The following is a 14,825-nucleotide window of genomic DNA, read 5'->3' as shown; positions in this document are numbered from 1 at the left end:
GTGGCCGTGGTGACCTGCCCGGTGCCGCCGACGATTGGGACGTCCACGTGGGCGCCCCGGCCGTCGGTCATGAACATGAACGTGTGGTCCTCGGCCACGCGGACCGTGCCGCCGGCGTTCACCGTGGCGGTCACGGCCGTTCTGGGTAGAGAGTATTCGGGACCGGCGGCCGAGGCGGGCAGAGCCCCGGCGACGATCAAGAGTCCTGCTGTGGCAAGCGTTCGCAACATCGCGCCCCCGTAACGTTGCTGATCTCCTGGGCATAGGGATCGCAGGCGGTTGCAACTCGCTTGACCGCGTTGCCGATCGACGGCGTTGAGCAGGCGGTTTCCCCGGTCTCGGCAGTGGAACGACTGGGCGGGCCCGTGACGACGTGCCCATGAATCCGGAGAGCGATTGATGAAGCGTTACATTCTGACCGGCGCCCCTGGAGCGGGGAAGACGGCGATCCTGCGGTGGCTGGAGTGCGATGGCTACACCGTCGTCGAGGAGGCCGCGACCGACGTCATCGCCCTGCAGCTCGCCCAGGGCGAGCCCGAGCCGTGGAGGAAGCCGTCCTTCGTGGAGGCGATCGTCACCTTGCAGCGCCGACGGCAGGAACAGACCGCCGGGCTTCCCGGCGAGGTGCAGATCTACGATCGGTCACCTGTCTGCACCTACGCCCTGGCCACGTATCTCGGCCATCCCGTGCCTCCGGCCCTGTCCCGGGAACTGGATCGCATCCGAGCCGGGCAGATCTACGAGAAAAAGGTCCTCTTCGTTCAGAACCTCGGGTTCGTCACGCCGACCGAGGCGCGCCGGATCACCTTCGCGGAGTCGTTGCGATTCGAGCAGGTCCACCAGGACGCCTACACCTCGCTCGGCTACGAGTGCGTGCCAATCGCCCCGGGCATGCTGCCGGACCGGGTGGCGGCGGTCAAGAAGCAGCTCGATGCCGCACCGGTCCGGCCGACGGAGCCATGAGCGGTCAGGCGGTGAGCGCCAGGGCCAGGGAGGCGGCCACCGGGGCCGCGTACAGCAGGGGGAAAGGGATGTGAGGGTACGAGCGTGCGCGGACGACGGTGATGACGGCGCCGGTGAAGTACAGGATCAGGGCGACGGCGGCGACGACACCGATGACGGGGACGACCAGGCCGGTCAGCAGGCCCGCCGCTCCCACCGCCTTGGCGGTGCCCAGCCAGGGCCACCACGCGCGGGGGACACCGTAGTCGGCCAGGGGCTCCACGACCCACTTGGCATGGAGGAAGACCGAGCCGGCCGAGAAGGCGGTCATGGCGGCGGCCAGGAGGGTGACGACGACGTAGGTGGTGCTCATGCTCATGCTCCTGTCACTGTCAGGCAGGGCCGGGGCGAGGCCGCTCCGGGCCGGGGTGCGGGGACCTCGGCACTGGCTTGACCCCGCGTGGCGCGCGAATGTGACAGGACTCGGCCGGCAGCTGACGGATCGGTGACGGAGGACGTCGGAACACCACATCGGGAGAGGGCGCCGTGCGAGGGGATCACCCGGCCGCCGGGCTGCGAAGCTGCGGCTCCGTGGTGAAATAGGCGGGCAATACAGGACAGGAAAGTGAGCCACCGATGGAACATCGCATATTGGGACGTACCGGACGCGAGGTCGGCGTGGTCGGCCTCGGGGCCTGGCAGCTCGGCGCCGACTGGGGCGAGGTGTCCGAAGAGGAGGCCTTCGCCACGCTCGACGCGGCCGTGGACGCGGGTGTCACCTTCATCGACACCGCCGACGTGTACGGCGACGGGCGCAGCGAGCAGATCGTCGGCCGCTTCGCCAAGGGGCGTCCCGGGCTCACGGTGGCCACCAAGATGGGCCGCCGGCTGGAGCAGATCCCGTCGAACTACGTGATGTCCAACTTCCGCGCCTGGAACGAGCGCTCCCGCCAGAACCTCGGCGTGGACACGATCGACCTGGTCCAGCTCCACTGCCCGCCGACCCCCGTCTACTCGGCGGACGCCGTGTTCGACGCCCTCGACACGCTGGTGGCCGAGGAGAAGATCGCCGCGTACGGGGTCAGCGTGGAGACGTGCGAGGAGGCGCTGACCGCGATCGCCCGGCCGGGTGTGGCGAGCGTGCAGATCATCCTGAACGCGTTCCGGCTCAAGCCCCTGGAGCAGGCGCTGCCGGCGGCGCGGAAGGCCGGGGTGGGCATCATCGCCCGGGTCCCGCTGGCCAGCGGCCTGCTGTCGGGCCGGTACGACGAGCACACGACCTTCGGCCCCGACGATCACCGCACGTACAACCGGCAAGGCGAGGCCTTCGACGTCGGGGAGACCTTCTCGGGCGTGGACTTCTCCACCGGCCTGGAGGCGGTCCGCCGCCTGGCGCCCCTGGTGCCGGAAGGGGCGACCATGGCCCAGTTCGCGCTCCGGTGGATCCTGGACCAGGACGGGGTGTCGGTGGTCATCCCGGGCGCCCGCAACCCGGCCCAGGCCACCGCGAACGCGGCCGCCGCCGCGCTAGCGCCGCTGCCCGCCGAGACGCTGGAGGCGGTGCGGTCCGTCTACGACGAACTGATCCGCCCTCAGGTCCACCACCGCTGGTAGCCCGGTCGGGTGGCAACGGCGCCCGCCGACCGGTGGACCACCGGCGGGCGCCCGTCCGACTCACGGACGCGGCCGGTCGCGGAGGGCCGATTCCAGGCGCAGGCCCAGCCCCAAGAGCGCCAGGAGCGCGAAGACCGCGAGCACTTGCCACGGCGGCTCCCCTTCCTCGAAGAGGAGCGCGCCGACCGACAGCCCAGCGCCCCCGGCGAGCGCCACGGATCCGAGCGAGCGCAGGATCTCGACTTCGCCGGATTCGAGCGCTTGCCCGGAGAGGAGGGCCTTCCGCCGGACGAGTGGAGCGCGGGCTCTTCGGGTTGCCCCATGGCGGGACGTCTCCTATCTGACGGCTGTGGCGGCCGCGGCGGATTCCAGGAGGACGGGGCTGGCGCCGGCCACGATGCCGGGCGGCGCCTTCACGCTGCCGCCGGACAGGACGTGCATGCGGCTCGCCCGCCAGCCGACGGGGACCCGGAACGGGACGGAGCCGCGCTCGTTCCACACCATGTGGGCGACGTACCCGCCGTCCCGGTCGAGAGTGATCACGTGCGTGCCGTCCTCGCTCACCGTGTGCAGCGTCATGCGCGCCCCCTTCAGCCAGGACACGGTCGCCGCGTAGGCCGAGCCCACCGCCGTGGGCAGGCGGTCGCCGGCCTTGGCCAGGTCGATGACGTCGGCTCCGTGGCGGTCCCACCCCTGCCAGTCGAAGCCGGCGGCGCCGCTCGCCCAGAACAGCGCCAGCGTGCGCGACACGACGCCACGGGCCTGGTACGTGTCCGCGGGCTTGCCGAGGGGCGCGCCCTCGGTGACGCGCAACGGCCGGCCGGCGAGGCCGTGCTGGTCGGCCACGGCACGCAGGTTCGCCACCCCGCTCATGGCGCTCTCGGGGCGCAGGCCGAGGTAGACGTGCCCGCCCACGATGTCGACGTGCTTGGCCGCGCCGGCCGCGAAATACCGGTCGAGCCAGCTCAGGCCGTTGACGGTGATGCCCGGTGAGATGATCCTCGCGGCGGGGTCGGCGCGGCGGATCTCCTCTGCCGCGATGCGAGTGAGCTCGGCGAGCTGCGCGGGGGTGCCGTTCCAGGACTTGCGCTGGTCGGGTTCGTTCCACATCTCGTAAGCGCGGATGCGGCCCTTGTAACGGGTGGCCACCGTACGGACGTACGCGCGCCAGTCCTCGGGATTCCGCGGCGGGGACGCGCCGTCAGCGGCGGCCCACGCCGGTGGCACGCCGAGCGTGTAGATCACCGCGACGCCGTACTTCCCGGCAGAGCTCAAGAAGGAGTCCATCGTCGCGAAGGACCACGTGCCCTTCACCGGCTCCAGGTCGCGCCACCGGACGCCGTTGTCCCACATCCGCCAGGCGCCGAACCCGATCGACGGCCAAGTGTCCCCGGAGCAGCCGCGGCACTTCATGTGCATGCCGAAGTAGTCCGCCGGAATCGTCCCGAGATGCGAGAGGGGGGTGACGCGGCGTACGGCGGTGACGTCCGTGAGGCTCGCGTCGTCGATCCACACCGTCCCGGGCGCGCCGAGGGACACCCGGAACGATCCACACAGGTCGCGGGGCGCGGTCCCGGTGGCCTCGATCAGCTGCCACCCGGTTCCGGCCCGCACCGTGCGTACGGCGAAGGTCTGGGAGTCGCCCTGTTCGCCGCGTACCTGCAGTGTGACGTCGACCGGTGCGGCCGCCCGCACCCAGATCCCGGCCCGGTACGTGCGCCCGCCGGCGAACCTCAGCCGCTGCACGAGGTGCACCCGCTCGGGATGCGCGGTCACCTGGAACCGCTGGGCCAGCCGCCCGCCATGCGCCTTCTCGGCGGGCGTGAAGGCCTTCTTCGGAGCCGGCGCGCCCCACGACTGCACCCGCCACCCGGGTGCGACCTTCTTGTGCGTGCCCTCGAACCCGGGATTGCGGAGGAGGCCCTTCGCCGCGGCGGCAGCGGCGCCGGGGACGGTGGCCACGGGCGCGAGGACGGCTCCGGCGACCCCTGCGGCCACCAGGCATAAGCCGCGTAACCGCGGGCCGTTCAGTCGCGTGCCGGGCTGCCTTCTCCGCCATACCACGTTCAGAACCTCCACCGTCGGCGATCGACCCGTCAGCCGGGTAGTGGATCACCATAGTGTCGTCGCCCTGCCCGCAAGCCCCTTTTGCCCCGAATTCGTACCGTACGCGAATGGTTACGCAACCAATGTGCACCTGCCCGTCAGATCGCGGCAGAGCGGGAGCTCGAACGACCCGACCCACACCGCTCCGGGCCGCCCACGCTCAGGCACTCAAGGCCGGACTCGGCCGCCCGTGATCATGCAAGGAGCTGCGACGATGGACAGGTCCTCGGAGTCAGTCACTCAAGAGCCCGTCGGCCCTCCGCATGGGTCCGGGCCGTTGTCACTCAGATAGCCGCTCAGCGAGGCGGTGGCGGCAGCCTGGCTGGCTGAGGCCGGAAACGTGCAGGATCTCAGCTGTCTAGCGTTGCTTGAGCCGGAGCGCTTCTTTGCGGGTCTCGGCCTGGATGGACCGCTCGCGCTCCAGCCACGCCGGGTTCTCCGCCTTCAGCGCATCGATCTCAGCGGTGGTGAGCGGTTGGGTGATCCCGCCTCTGGCCAGGCCGGAAATGGAGACGCCAAGCTTCGCGGCGACGACCTGCTTGGGGTGCGGGCCGTTGCGGCGCAGGTCGGCGAGCCAAGCGGGTGGCCTCGACTGCAACTCGTTCAGCTCGTCCCTGGAGACGACGCCCGCCTGGAACTCGGCGGGAGTGGCCGAGAGGAGGACACCCAGCTTCTTGGCCGCGGTCTCGGGCTTCATCGTCTGGATGGTCTTCGGTCTAGGCGAGGTCATGGCGCCAAGAGTAGTCAGTCGGAACGGATTTCCTGACATCAGTACCCTGGGGAAGTGACTGATGGAGAGACCGGCAGGGTGTTTCGGCTGGCCTACGTGCCCGGGGTGACACCGGCGAAATGGGTCAACATCTGGGCCGAGCGGATGTCCGGCGTGCCGCTTACCCTGATCGCGGTTCCCGCCGCCGAGGTGGTGGGACTCCTGCGGGATGGCGGCGCCGACGCCGGATTCGTCAGGCTGCCGGTCGACCGGGACGGGCTCAGCGTTATTCCTCTCTACGTGGAGACCACGGTGGTCGTGGTGCCCAAAGACCACGCGGCGGCCGCCGCCGACGAGGTGGCCATCGCCGACCTGACCGACGACGAGGTGCTCCATCCTCTGGACGACACCATCGAGTGGACGTCCCGGCCCGGGCTGCCCGCGTTCACCCGCCCGGCCACAACGGCGGACGCGGTCGAGCTGGTAGCGGCCGGCACCGGGCTTCTCCTGGTTCCGCAATCGCTGGCACGCCTCCACCACCGCAGGGATCTCACTTACCGGCCGGTGCCGGACGCGCCGCAGTCTCAGGTCGCGCTGGCCTGGCCCACGGACGCGACCACTGACCTGGTGGAAGATTTCATCGGCATCGTCCGCGGCCGAACCGTGAACAGTTCGCGGGGTCGCACCCCCGCCTCCCCTGCGGAGAAACCGGCACAGCGGCAGGCACAAAAACCCGCACGGAATGGCTCCGGTCGCCGGGCCGTGCCGGCCGGCCGCAAAAGGAAGGGCTACCGGCCTCGGTGATCTGCCGCGACGGCCCTCCGGTTCGGACCTGCATTGGGAGTTAGTCGCTCAGACCCGGGTCTTTTCGCAGGTGGGTGGTATCGAACCAGTGCTGCTCGCTCGTAGGGAGCCATGATCGGCTTTACGCGCCGCCGACCTGGAGCGGTTCAACGCGGCCCCCGCCTCCTCGAGGCAGTCCGGCCGGAGCCAACGGCACGCCAATGGCATGGTGATCATGTCTCTCTGGCCTGCAGCCATGCCGACTGACCAGGGCTTCCCCGTCGTTCTGGGGTCGCTGAATGGCACGGGAACGGCACGCACTCGTACGCATGTACACACTGGTCCCCTGGTGCCTGTCGCGATCATCACGGGGAGCGGCAACGGCGTCAGAACCAAGTCCGACGATCAGCCACATTGCTCGGTGGGCCAGGGCTGTATCTGTACGGCGACCAGCCATGCCGTCGCGATCGTAAGGGCTGTATCTGTACGGCGGCGCGGCAACCCCGATCGGAGCGTTCGGTCCGTGCGGTGGGGCAGGCGTACGGCACCCCCGGGCGCTCACGGTTGGCGGCAAGCGCAGCGGCAGCGCTACTCCCGGAAGCGATCATCCCGACCCTCCGCGATCACTCGACCAGTTCGCCGGCCCCCAAGCCGACGCGCTGATCTTCACCGGCGCACGAGGCGAACTCCTTCGCCGCAGCAACTTCGGGCGAACGGCCAAGCGGGACGAGGACACCAGGAAGATCGGCTTTCCGGGCCTGCACGCCCACGATCTCCGACACACCGGCAACACGATCGCCGCCAGCTCCGCCGCGAGCCTCGCCGACCTCATGCAGCGGATGGGACACGACTCCGTACGCGCCGCACTGATCTACCAGCACAGCACAGCCGAAGCCGACCGTAAGCTCGCCGATTCCATGGACGACAAGATCGCGCGCTCGCAAACCATCCAGGCGGCGGGATGATCATCCTCGGCCTCGACGAGGCCACCGGCTTTCGTCCAGTGCAGCTTTCAGATCCACAAGCTCTTAAGCAGGGCCTCGCTCACAAGGCTCGCTCGTTCTCGCCACCTGTCCAGCTCACGATCAGCGACGCGGAAGTGGATGGGGCGCCGGTCATCGTCGCCAGAGTGCATGAATGCGATCCGTCGGCCAAGCCGTGTCGGATCACGGCGTCGGGCACGGCATACATGCGGGGGTACGACGGAGACTTTGCACTGTCGGATTTGGAAGAGCAGGCATTCCTAGCCGCCCGGAAGCCACCGCTCTTCGACCGGCAGCCCGTGACCGGCGCCACCCGCGAGGACTTGGACAGCGACCTTGTCACAACGTTCCTCCGTTCGGTCCGCGAACGGGATCCCCACGGCCTGGGCCGTTTCCCTGACGATGCCGAGCTGCTCCGGCGTGCTGGAGTGACTCTGCCCGACGGCTCCATCCACAGGAGTGGTTTCCGCGCTTCGCATGTGCCTTCTTGCGCGAGCCAACAGCGCGACAGCCCCGCAGCATGATCGCTTCGGAGCTTCTTGATACAGGTGGGCGGTACTGGGTTCGAACCAGTGACCCCTCGCTTGTAAGGCGAGTGCTCTACCACTGAGCTAACCGCCCCTGATCGGCACTACACCTTACGACACCAAGGGGGCCGATCGCACATCCACCGTCCAGCCGGGACCCAGCTCAGGCTTTCCCGCCGCCCTCCAGCCAAGCAGGGCCGCGCCGAGCATGCCGGCGTCCACCCCCAGCGCCGCAGGGATCAGCGGGGGCGCCTCGCGGAAGGTCAGGCGTTTCACCAGGCGGGTGCGTACGGGGTCGAAGAGGGCAGGGCCCGCTTCGGCGAGGCCGCCGCCCAGCACGATGACCGAGGGGTCCAGCAGGAGTGTGTATGTGGCCAGCGCCAGCGAGAGGGCCTCCACGGCCTCGTCCCACACCTCGATGGCGATGGGGTCGTCAGAGGTCACCACCTGCTCGGCCTTGACGCCCTCGACGCCGGCCCGCTGGCTGTAGCGGCGGCCCACCGAGGCGGCCGAGGCGTACGTCTCCAGGCAGCCGAACTGGCCGCACGCGCACTGTTCGCCGTCGGGGAAGACCGGGGTGTGGCCGATCTCGCCGGCCCAGCCCGAGGAGCCGCCGTACGGTTCGCCGCGGATGATCGAGGCGCCGGCGATGCCCGTGCCGATGGGCAGGAACAGGAAGTCGGACAGGCCGCGGCCGGCGCCCAGGATGCTCTCCGCGAGCCCGCCGGTGCGTACGTCGTGACCCAGCATCACCGGAATGTCCAGCGTGGTGAAGGCCGTGGCGGGGATGTCGCGCCAGCCCAGATTGGCCGCGTAGATGGCGGCGTTCTCGGACACCAGGCCCGGCACGGCCAGGCCCACGCCCGCGGGGACGCCGTCGCCCGCGGCGGCCAGGTGGCTGATGAACTCGGAGATGGCGGCCACGACCGCCTCCGGGCCCTCCGCTCGCGGGGTGGGGCGCCGCTCGCTCAGCAGCACTGCGCCGGAGTCGCTGACCAGGCCGCCTTTCATGGACGTGCCACCGACGTCGAGCGCGACGACGAACGTACTACTCAATGCGGACACGAAAGGAGACGATAGCGCAGGTCAGTGAATGTCCGAAAAGCCTCCCTCGGACTCTCGGACATTTCCCGCATCGCTCGCTCCCGCATCGGGTGTCCGTTGGTCAACGCGCAGGCCGCCTCTGCGTCAGTCGACCGCCCGCGCCGCCGCGGTCCCCGTCGCGGTCGCCATCGCGGTCGCCATCGCCATCGCGGTCGAGGTCGCCGTCGCCATCGCAGTCGCGTCCAAGGCTCCGGCTTGCCGGACTGCGCGGCACGTGGGTGCCGGGACGGCGGGTGCGGGTCACATGCGTCAGGGTTACGGCAGGCGGACGACGCCGGCTTCTAGGCCCCGTAAGTGCCCCGCGTACCCCCAACCGGCCCTCGGGCGACGTGAGAACCCGCAAGAGCGGCCAAGGCCCGGTGCGGGGCGCTCAGGCGCGTCCGAGGACGCGGTTCAGTGCCGCCTCGACCTCCGCCGACAACCCGGGCGGCGGCTCCACGGACACGGCGAGGGTGGCATCCGAGCGTGCCATCCACACCGCCCCGCAGGACCGGCACTCGACCTCGCCCAGCCGGCAGATCAGCGCCGTGGACCCGCATGTGCCGCACGAGTCCAGGTCGAGGTCGTGCAGTCGTTGACAGTCCGGGCAGATCAGCACCTGGGACTCGTTGCGCACCCCGCGCTGCCACGGGCTCGCGCCGCGGACCGGGTCCGTCTGCCGGGCCCCGCATCGGTAGCAGGGCATCGTTCCCTCCGAAGTCAGTGAATGTCGGCGAGTGCCTTGACGTAGTCGGCGATGTCGCGTGCGGAGGAGATCGGATTGACCACCGACCACCGGATCACGCCCTCGCCGTCGATGATGAAGGTCCCCCTCAGTGCGACCCCCTTCGCCTCATCGAACACACCGTACGCCTGAGCGACCTGTCCGTGTGGCCAGAAATCAGAGAGCAGCGGGAACGTGTAACCCTCGCGATCCGCCCAGGCACGATGCGTGAACATGGAGTCCACGGACACCGTCAGCACCTGGGCGTCGTCAAACGGACGATCGCGCAGCGCGGACAGCTCGTTGCCGCAGATGCCACTGAAGGCAAGCGGATAGAAGACCAGCACGACCTTCCTGCCCCGGAACCGGGACAGGCGCACCGGAGTGCCGTGCTGGTCCTGCAGCTCGAAATCGGGAGCCTGGGCGCCGACCTCGGCAGGATGTGCGTTCACGGGCATCATCCTGCCGCATGGCGGGCGCTCTGGCTCCCTACTGCCGACCCTTGGGCGTCAACGGCTCTAGCGTCGGCCCTTTGGCGTCACGAGCCTGGTCCCGGACCAGTCGGGTGCGGCGGAGATGCTGCTGGTCTGCGAGAGACCCGCGGTGGCGGCATCCTCCCCAATGTCGCTCGGCTCCACGTGGCCCTCGCGCCCGGCCTTGGGAGTGAGCAGCCAGATCTGGCCGCCTTCGGCGAGTGCACGCATGGCGTTGGTCAGAGCGTCGAAGAGGTCGCCGTCGCCGTCGCGCCACCACAGCAGCACCACGTCGACGACCTCGTCGCTGTCCTCGTCCAACAGCTCGTTGCCGGTCAGGTCCTCGATGGAGTCGCGAAGCTCGTCGTCGACGTCCTCGTCCCAACCGATCTCCTGCACCACCTGACCCGGCTTGAGGCCGAGTCGTTCGGCCAGGCCGCGCTCGCCCTGCGCCTGACCCGCGGTCGCGCTCACGTTTATCCCTCCTGCTTGAGTGGCCCCGCTTATGCGGTTTATCGCTTCGGCACAGTCCACACGCTGTGACCCTCAGTCGTCAACGGTCGCCACGGGTACGGCCCTAGTCGGCCAGAATCAATCAGACAAAAACGACAGGCGAACCTGGCGTTGCGGGTTGTCGACGTTCAGGTCCACGAGGGCGACCGACTGCCACGTTCCCAGCGCCATCCGCCCGCCCAGCACCGGAATGGTGGCGTACGGCGGAACCAGCGCCGGCATGACGTGCGACCTGCCGTGGCCGCGCGAGCCGTGGGCGTGACGCCAGCGGCCGTCGGCGGGCAGGAGATCGCGCAGGGCGGCGAGGAGGTCGTCGTCGCTGCCCGAGCCCAGCTCCAGCAGCGCGATCCCGGCGGTCGCGTGCGGCACGAAAATGTGCAGCAGCCCATCCTCTCCCTGAGCGCGCACGAAGTCGGCGCATTCGGCCGTGATGTCGTGCACCGTCTCTCTAGAACCCGTGGCCACGGAGATGATTTCAGATCTCACGTGGAAAGCTTACTTAGGCACGACGACGGCATCAGGGCCCGGAAACACGAGCCCGGTGTGCCCGTCGTCGAACCGCACCATGTAGGGAGGCCCGCCGTCCTGGCCCTTGACCTCCGTGATCACGCCTCCATGGTCCCTTTCACCCACGATGTTCCCGTGTACCAGGAGTCGATCGCCGACCGTAGCGTTCATACCCCCCACATTGGTACGCCGAAAGCCGTACGAAAAGACCGGATCCCGAGGTCGGATGAATTTTGCCCCCGTCTTTCGGGGGAGCTCGGCTCCATGGTCAAAACGTTACGCTGCGCAGATGCGGCGTTGCGGAGTACGTGGCCGAGCGAGTCCGTGGTACGCGGCCGGCCACCTGGGCTGCCCAGGCGACCGCGACGCCGCCGGACGCCGTCACGGGCCATCGGGCTGATCGGCATCGACCGCGCGATCGTCGGCAGCACCCCAAGGAACAGCACCCCAAGGAACAGCGCCCCAAGGAACAGCACCCCAAGGAACAGCACCCCAAGGAACAACACGCCAAGGAACAGCACCCCTAGGAACAACACGCCAAGGAACAGCACCCCTAGGAACAACACGCCAAGGAACAGCACCCCTAGGAACAACACGCCAAGGATCAACGGCCGGGAGACGGACGGGGCCGTCTGGCCGCCATTGGGTGCGCATGCCGTCACACCGGCGAGAACGCCTGTCACACCGGCCCCCTCCACCTCCGGACGGCCCCCGGAGGAGCCGTGCTCAGAGGTCGGCGGCTAGACTCGCTCGACCACATCGCCGCCCGGACGGGTGAGGGCCTCCCCTCTTCGGGGGAAGGTGCAGGTGTGGCAGGTGACGTCCGCAGGGCGAGGCCCAAGACATTCGAGCGAAATTTCGTTCATTTTCCTGTCTTGTTAAATTGCTCCCGCGATGTAACCTTTGATGGCGATTCGTCCTACCATCGGTGGTCTAGGCCATCGAGGGCGTCCCTGCCAGCAGGGACACTCTGGTTACCAGCCAGTAGAGATGCGTTTTCTACGGCTAGCGACCAGGATGGAAGGCGACCCAGACCAGACATCAGTCATTCTCGGAAGGCGAGACCCAGTGGCTTCCGGACGCCAGCGTTTCTCGATCATCAGCGACGGCCTACCCAGCCAGCTGCCTGATGTCGACCCCAGTGAGACCAACGAGTGGCTCGAGTCTCTCGACAACGTCGTCAAGACCGAAGGCCGCACCAGAGCCCGCTACCTCATGCTGCGCATGCTGGAGCGGGCCCGCGAGCACCAGGTCGGCGTGCCGGGCCTGCGGAGCACCGACTACATCAACACGATCCCGCCGGAGCGCGAGCCCTGGTTCCCCGGTGACGAGCACGTCGAGCGCCGCATCCGTGCCTACATCCGCTGGAACGCGGCGGTCATGGTGTCCCGGGCCAACGCCCGCACCAACGTGGGCGGCCACATCGCCACCTACGCCTCGGCCGCATCGCTTTACGAGGTGGGCTTCAACCACTTCTTCCGCGGCAAGGACCACGGCGAGTCGGGCGACCAGGTCTTCTTCCAGGGCCACGCCGCGCCGGGCATCTACGCCCGCGCCTTCCTGGAGGGCCGGCTCAACGAGGCCCAGCTCGACGCGTTCCGGCAGGAGCTGTCGCACGGCTTCCGCGGCCTGCCGTCCTATCCGCACCCGCGGCTCATGCCCGACTTCTGGGAGTTCCCCACGGTCTCCATGGGCCTGGGCCCGATCGGCGCGATCTACCAGGCGCGGTTCAACCGCTACCTGCTCAACCGCCAGATCAAGGACACCTCGCGCAGCCACGTGTGGGCTTTCCTGGGCGACGGCGAGATGGACGAGCCCGAGTCGCTGGGCGCGATCGGCCTGGCCGCCCGCGAAGAGCTCGACAACCTCACGTTCGTCATCAACTGCAACCTGCAGCGGCTCGACGGCCCGGTGCGGGGCAACGGCAAGATCATCCAGGAGCTGGAGTCGTACTTCCGCGGCGCCGGCTGGAACGTGATCAAGGTCGTCTGGGGCCGCGACTGGGACCCGCTGCTCGCCGCCGACGTCGACGGTGTGCTGGTCAACCAGATGAACACCACGCCCGACGGCCAGTTCCAGACCTACTCGGTCGAGTCGGGCGCCTACATCCGCGAGCACTTCTTCGGCTCCGACCCGCGCCTGCGCAAGATGGTCGAGCACCTGACCGACGACGACATCCGCAAGCTGTCGCGCGGCGGCCACGACTACCGCAAGGTCTACGCGGCGTTCAAGGCGGCCCGCGAGCACGTCGGCCAGCCGACGGTGATCCTCGCCCAGACCATCAAGGGCTGGACGCTGGGCAAGGACTTCGAGGCGCGCAACGCCACGCACCAGATGAAGAAGCTCACCAAGGCCGAGCTCAAGGAGTTCCGCGACCGGCTCTACCTGCCGATCCCGGACTCGGCGCTGGAGGGCGACCTCCCGCCCTACTTCCACCCGGGCGAGAACGACCCCGAGATCCAGTACATGAAGGAGCGCCGCGCCGCGCTCGGCGGCGTGCTGCCCAAGAGGGTCATGCGGGCCAAGCCGATCAAGCTGCCGGGCGACGAGGTCTACGGCGGCTTCGCCAAGGGCTCGGGCAAGCAGCAGGTCGCCACCACGATGGCGTTCGTGCGGCTGCTCAAGGACCTCATGCGGGACAAGGAGATCGGCCACCGGTTCGTGCCGATCATCCCGGACGAGGCCCGCACGTTCGGTATGGACGCCATGTTCCCGTCGGCGAAGATCTACTCGCCGCACGGCCAGACGTACGAGGCCGTCGACCGGGAGCTGCTGCTGTCGTACAAGGAGGCCGTGCAGGGGCAGATCCTGCACGAGGGCATCAGCGAGGCGGGCTCCATGGCCTCGGCCATCGCGGCCGGCACCGCCTACGCCACGCACGGCGAGCACATGATCCCGATCTACATCTTCTACTCGATGTTCGGGTGGCAGCGCACCGGCGACCAGATGTGGCAGATGGGCGACCAGATGGGCCGCGGCTTCCTGCTCGGCGCCACCGCGGGCCGCACCACGCTCAACGGCGAGGGCCTGCAGCACGAGGACGGCCACACGCCGCTCATCGCCTCGACCAACCCGGCCGCGGTCTCCTACGACCCGTCCTGGGCCTTCGAGGTGGCCCACATCGTCAAGGACGGCCTCAGGAGGATGTACGGCGACCAGCCGGAGGACGTCTTCTACTACCTGACCGTCTACAACGAGCCCTACCTGCAGCCCGCCCAGCCGGCGAACCTCGACGTGCAGGGCCTGCTCAAGGGCCTGTACAAATTCGCCGACGGGCCGCAGACCCAGGGCCCGAAGGCCAACATCCTGGCCTCGGGCGTGGCGGGCCCGTGGGCGATGGAGGCGCAGCGGCTGCTGGCCGAGGACTGGGGCGTGTCGGCCGACGTCTGGTCGGCCACCTCGTGGTCCGAGCTGCGCCGCGAGGCGCTGGCCTGCGAGGAGCACAACCTCCTCAACCCCGACGCCGAGCAGCGCGTCCCGTACGTCACCCAGGTGCTCTCCGGGGCCCAGGGGCCGTTCGTGGGTGTCAGCGACTACATGAAAGCCGTACAGGACCAGATCGCGCAGTGGGTGCCGGGTGACTGGTCCTCGCTGGGCACCGACGGGTTCGGCCTGTCCGACACCCGCTCGGCGCTGCGCCGCCACTTCCACGTGGACGCGGCCTCGATCACCCTGGCCGTGCTCACCCAGCTCGTCAAGCGCGGCGAACTGGACGGCGAGGTGCTGCGCGAGGCCATCGCCCGCTACCACCTCAAGAACGGCGTCACCGAGGCCGGCGGCGCCGAGAGCAACGACACCCAGTCCATGGGCATCTGACGGGCATCCGAGGCGGCACGTTCCGAGTGATACGTGCCGCCTCAC

17 protein-coding genes, 1 tRNA gene and 1 pseudogene are annotated in these 14,825 nt (G+C 69.1%); 7 read left to right on the top strand and 12 right to left on the bottom strand.

Features of this window, described 5'->3' with window-relative positions; translation table 11 throughout:
• The first annotated feature begins 399 nt into the window (after nucleotides 1-399).
• Nucleotides 400-963, top strand: coding sequence for an AAA family ATPase (locus tag ID574_RS02375; RefSeq protein ID WP_188187097.1), 564 nt, complete (start codon nucleotides 400-402; stop codon nucleotides 961-963).
• A gap of 4 nt (nucleotides 964-967) precedes the next feature.
• Here the strand turns inward: ID574_RS02375 and ID574_RS02370 are convergent, their stop codons facing one another.
• Entirely contained in the window at nucleotides 968-1,315 is a 348-nt protein-coding gene (locus ID574_RS02370) for a DoxX family protein (protein WP_188187096.1), read from the bottom strand.
• A 263-nt stretch (nucleotides 1,316-1,578) separates the two neighbouring features.
• Here ID574_RS02370 and ID574_RS02365 point away from each other — a divergent pair, with 263 nt between their 5' ends.
• On the top strand, nucleotides 1,579-2,556 hold the full coding sequence (locus ID574_RS02365) for an aldo/keto reductase (RefSeq protein ID WP_188187095.1): 978 nt from the start codon (nucleotides 1,579-1,581) through the stop codon (nucleotides 2,554-2,556).
• A gap of 60 nt (nucleotides 2,557-2,616) precedes the next feature.
• Here ID574_RS02365 and ID574_RS02360 read toward each other — a convergent pair whose 3' ends face one another.
• The 3 genes from ID574_RS02360 to ID574_RS02350 all read right to left on the bottom strand — a co-directional run bounded on the left by ID574_RS02360 (nucleotide 2,617) and on the right by ID574_RS02350 (nucleotide 5,392).
• On the bottom strand, nucleotides 2,617-2,772 hold the full coding sequence (locus tag ID574_RS02360) for a hypothetical protein (RefSeq protein WP_188187094.1): 156 nt from the start codon (nucleotides 2,770-2,772) through the stop codon (nucleotides 2,617-2,619).
• 120 nt (nucleotides 2,773-2,892) lie between these two features.
• Entirely contained in the window at nucleotides 2,893-4,554 is a 1,662-nt protein-coding gene (locus tag ID574_RS02355) for a glycosyl hydrolase (protein WP_188187093.1), read from the bottom strand.
• Between the two features lie 466 nt (nucleotides 4,555-5,020).
• Nucleotides 5,021-5,392 carry a DUF5997 family protein gene (locus tag ID574_RS02350; RefSeq protein ID WP_188187092.1) on the bottom strand — a complete coding sequence of 124 codons (372 nt, stop codon included), beginning with the start codon at nucleotides 5,390-5,392 and terminating at the stop codon, nucleotides 5,021-5,023.
• Nucleotides 5,393-5,446: 54 nt separating this feature from the next.
• Between ID574_RS02350 and ID574_RS02345 the strand changes: the two genes are divergently transcribed.
• The 4 genes and pseudogenes from ID574_RS02345 (at nucleotide 5,447) to ID574_RS02335 (ending at nucleotide 7,661) form a co-directional block, all read left to right on the top strand.
• The gene (locus tag ID574_RS02345; RefSeq protein ID WP_223166292.1) at nucleotides 5,447-6,175 is read left to right on the top strand and encodes a LysR substrate-binding domain-containing protein; all 729 of its coding nucleotides are present in this window, start codon (nucleotides 5,447-5,449) and stop codon (nucleotides 6,173-6,175) included.
• Nucleotides 6,176-6,630: 455 nt separating this feature from the next.
• Nucleotides 6,631-6,984 (top strand): annotated as a pseudogene (locus tag ID574_RS62660) (hypothetical protein); the annotation flags it as partial.
• A 9-nt stretch (nucleotides 6,985-6,993) separates the two neighbouring features.
• Entirely contained in the window at nucleotides 6,994-7,119 is a 126-nt protein-coding gene (locus tag ID574_RS61445) for a hypothetical protein (RefSeq protein WP_262495931.1), read from the top strand.
• The gene (locus tag ID574_RS02335; RefSeq protein WP_223166291.1) at nucleotides 7,116-7,661 is read left to right on the top strand and encodes an AlbA family DNA-binding domain-containing protein; all 546 of its coding nucleotides are present in this window, start codon (nucleotides 7,116-7,118) and stop codon (nucleotides 7,659-7,661) included. The genes ID574_RS61445 and ID574_RS02335 overlap by 4 nt, the downstream gene beginning before the upstream one ends.
• Nucleotides 7,662-7,686: 25 nt before the next feature.
• Here ID574_RS02335 and ID574_RS02330 read toward each other — a convergent pair.
• The 8 genes from ID574_RS02330 to ID574_RS02295 all read right to left on the bottom strand — a co-directional run bounded on the left by ID574_RS02330 (nucleotide 7,687) and on the right by ID574_RS02295 (nucleotide 11,647).
• Nucleotides 7,687-7,758: transfer RNA gene (locus ID574_RS02330), tRNA-Val, on the bottom strand.
• Nucleotides 7,759-7,775: 17 nt separating this feature from the next.
• Entirely contained in the window at nucleotides 7,776-8,729 is a 954-nt protein-coding gene (locus ID574_RS02325; RefSeq protein ID WP_188187091.1) for an ROK family protein, read from the bottom strand.
• A gap of 409 nt (nucleotides 8,730-9,138) precedes the next feature.
• Nucleotides 9,139-9,453 carry a hypothetical protein gene (locus ID574_RS02320; protein ID WP_188187090.1) on the bottom strand — a complete coding sequence of 105 codons (315 nt, stop codon included), beginning with the start codon at nucleotides 9,451-9,453 and terminating at the stop codon, nucleotides 9,139-9,141.
• A gap of 14 nt (nucleotides 9,454-9,467) precedes the next feature.
• The gene (locus tag ID574_RS02315; protein WP_188188230.1) at nucleotides 9,468-9,929 is read right to left on the bottom strand and encodes a peroxiredoxin; all 462 of its coding nucleotides are present in this window, start codon (nucleotides 9,927-9,929) and stop codon (nucleotides 9,468-9,470) included.
• A gap of 60 nt (nucleotides 9,930-9,989) precedes the next feature.
• Nucleotides 9,990-10,418, bottom strand: a complete 429-nt coding sequence (locus tag ID574_RS02310; protein ID WP_188187089.1) for a DUF3052 domain-containing protein — start codon at nucleotides 10,416-10,418, stop codon at nucleotides 9,990-9,992.
• 117 nt (nucleotides 10,419-10,535) lie between these two features.
• Nucleotides 10,536-10,943, bottom strand: coding sequence for a secondary thiamine-phosphate synthase enzyme YjbQ (locus tag ID574_RS02305; RefSeq protein ID WP_188187088.1), 408 nt, complete (start codon nucleotides 10,941-10,943; stop codon nucleotides 10,536-10,538).
• A gap of 9 nt (nucleotides 10,944-10,952) precedes the next feature.
• Complete coding sequence (locus ID574_RS02300; protein ID WP_188187087.1) at nucleotides 10,953-11,135, bottom strand: DUF1918 domain-containing protein; 183 nt, start codon at nucleotides 11,133-11,135, stop codon at nucleotides 10,953-10,955.
• A complete protein-coding gene (locus ID574_RS02295) occupies nucleotides 11,132-11,647 on the bottom strand; it encodes a hypothetical protein (protein ID WP_188187086.1) in 516 nt (171 codons plus the stop codon). The genes ID574_RS02300 and ID574_RS02295 overlap by 4 nt, the downstream gene beginning before the upstream one ends.
• 385 nt (nucleotides 11,648-12,032) lie before the next feature.
• Here ID574_RS02295 and aceE point away from each other — a divergent pair, with 385 nt between their 5' ends.
• Nucleotides 12,033-14,780: a pyruvate dehydrogenase (acetyl-transferring), homodimeric type gene (gene aceE, locus ID574_RS02290; RefSeq protein ID WP_188187085.1), complete on the top strand. Its 2,748-nt coding sequence runs from the start codon at nucleotides 12,033-12,035 to the stop codon at nucleotides 14,778-14,780.
• Nucleotides 14,781-14,825 lie beyond the last annotated feature (45 nt).

This window comes from Nonomuraea sp. SYSU D8015, from assembly GCF_008065375.1.
Classification (GTDB): domain Bacteria; phylum Actinomycetota; class Actinomycetes; order Streptosporangiales; family Streptosporangiaceae; genus Nonomuraea.
Note: the sequence above shows the minus strand (reverse complement) of the source record. Positions and strands in the feature narration are given on the sequence as shown.

Excerpts from the sequence above, each read along its gene's own strand:
- ID574_RS02375 (WP_188187097.1), top strand. The coding sequence starts at position 400 with ATGAAGCGTTACATTCTGACCGGCGCCCCTGGAGCGGGGAAGACGGCG.
- ID574_RS02315 (WP_188188230.1), bottom strand. The coding sequence starts at position 9,929 with ATGCCCGTGAACGCACATCCTGCCGAGGTCGGCGCCCAGGCTCCCGAT.
- ID574_RS61445 (WP_262495931.1), top strand. The coding sequence starts at position 6,994 with ATGGGACACGACTCCGTACGCGCCGCACTGATCTACCAGCACAGCACA.
- ID574_RS02365 (WP_188187095.1), top strand. The coding sequence starts at position 1,579 with ATGGAACATCGCATATTGGGACGTACCGGACGCGAGGTCGGCGTGGTC.
- ID574_RS02320 (WP_188187090.1), bottom strand. The coding sequence starts at position 9,453 with ATGCCCTGCTACCGATGCGGGGCCCGGCAGACGGACCCGGTCCGCGGC.
- ID574_RS02350 (WP_188187092.1), bottom strand. The coding sequence starts at position 5,392 with ATGACCTCGCCTAGACCGAAGACCATCCAGACGATGAAGCCCGAGACC.
- ID574_RS02370 (WP_188187096.1), bottom strand. The coding sequence starts at position 1,315 with ATGAGCACCACCTACGTCGTCGTCACCCTCCTGGCCGCCGCCATGACC.
- ID574_RS02335 (WP_223166291.1), top strand. The coding sequence starts at position 7,116 with ATGATCATCCTCGGCCTCGACGAGGCCACCGGCTTTCGTCCAGTGCAG.
- ID574_RS02300 (WP_188187087.1), bottom strand. The coding sequence starts at position 11,135 with ATGAACGCTACGGTCGGCGATCGACTCCTGGTACACGGGAACATCGTG.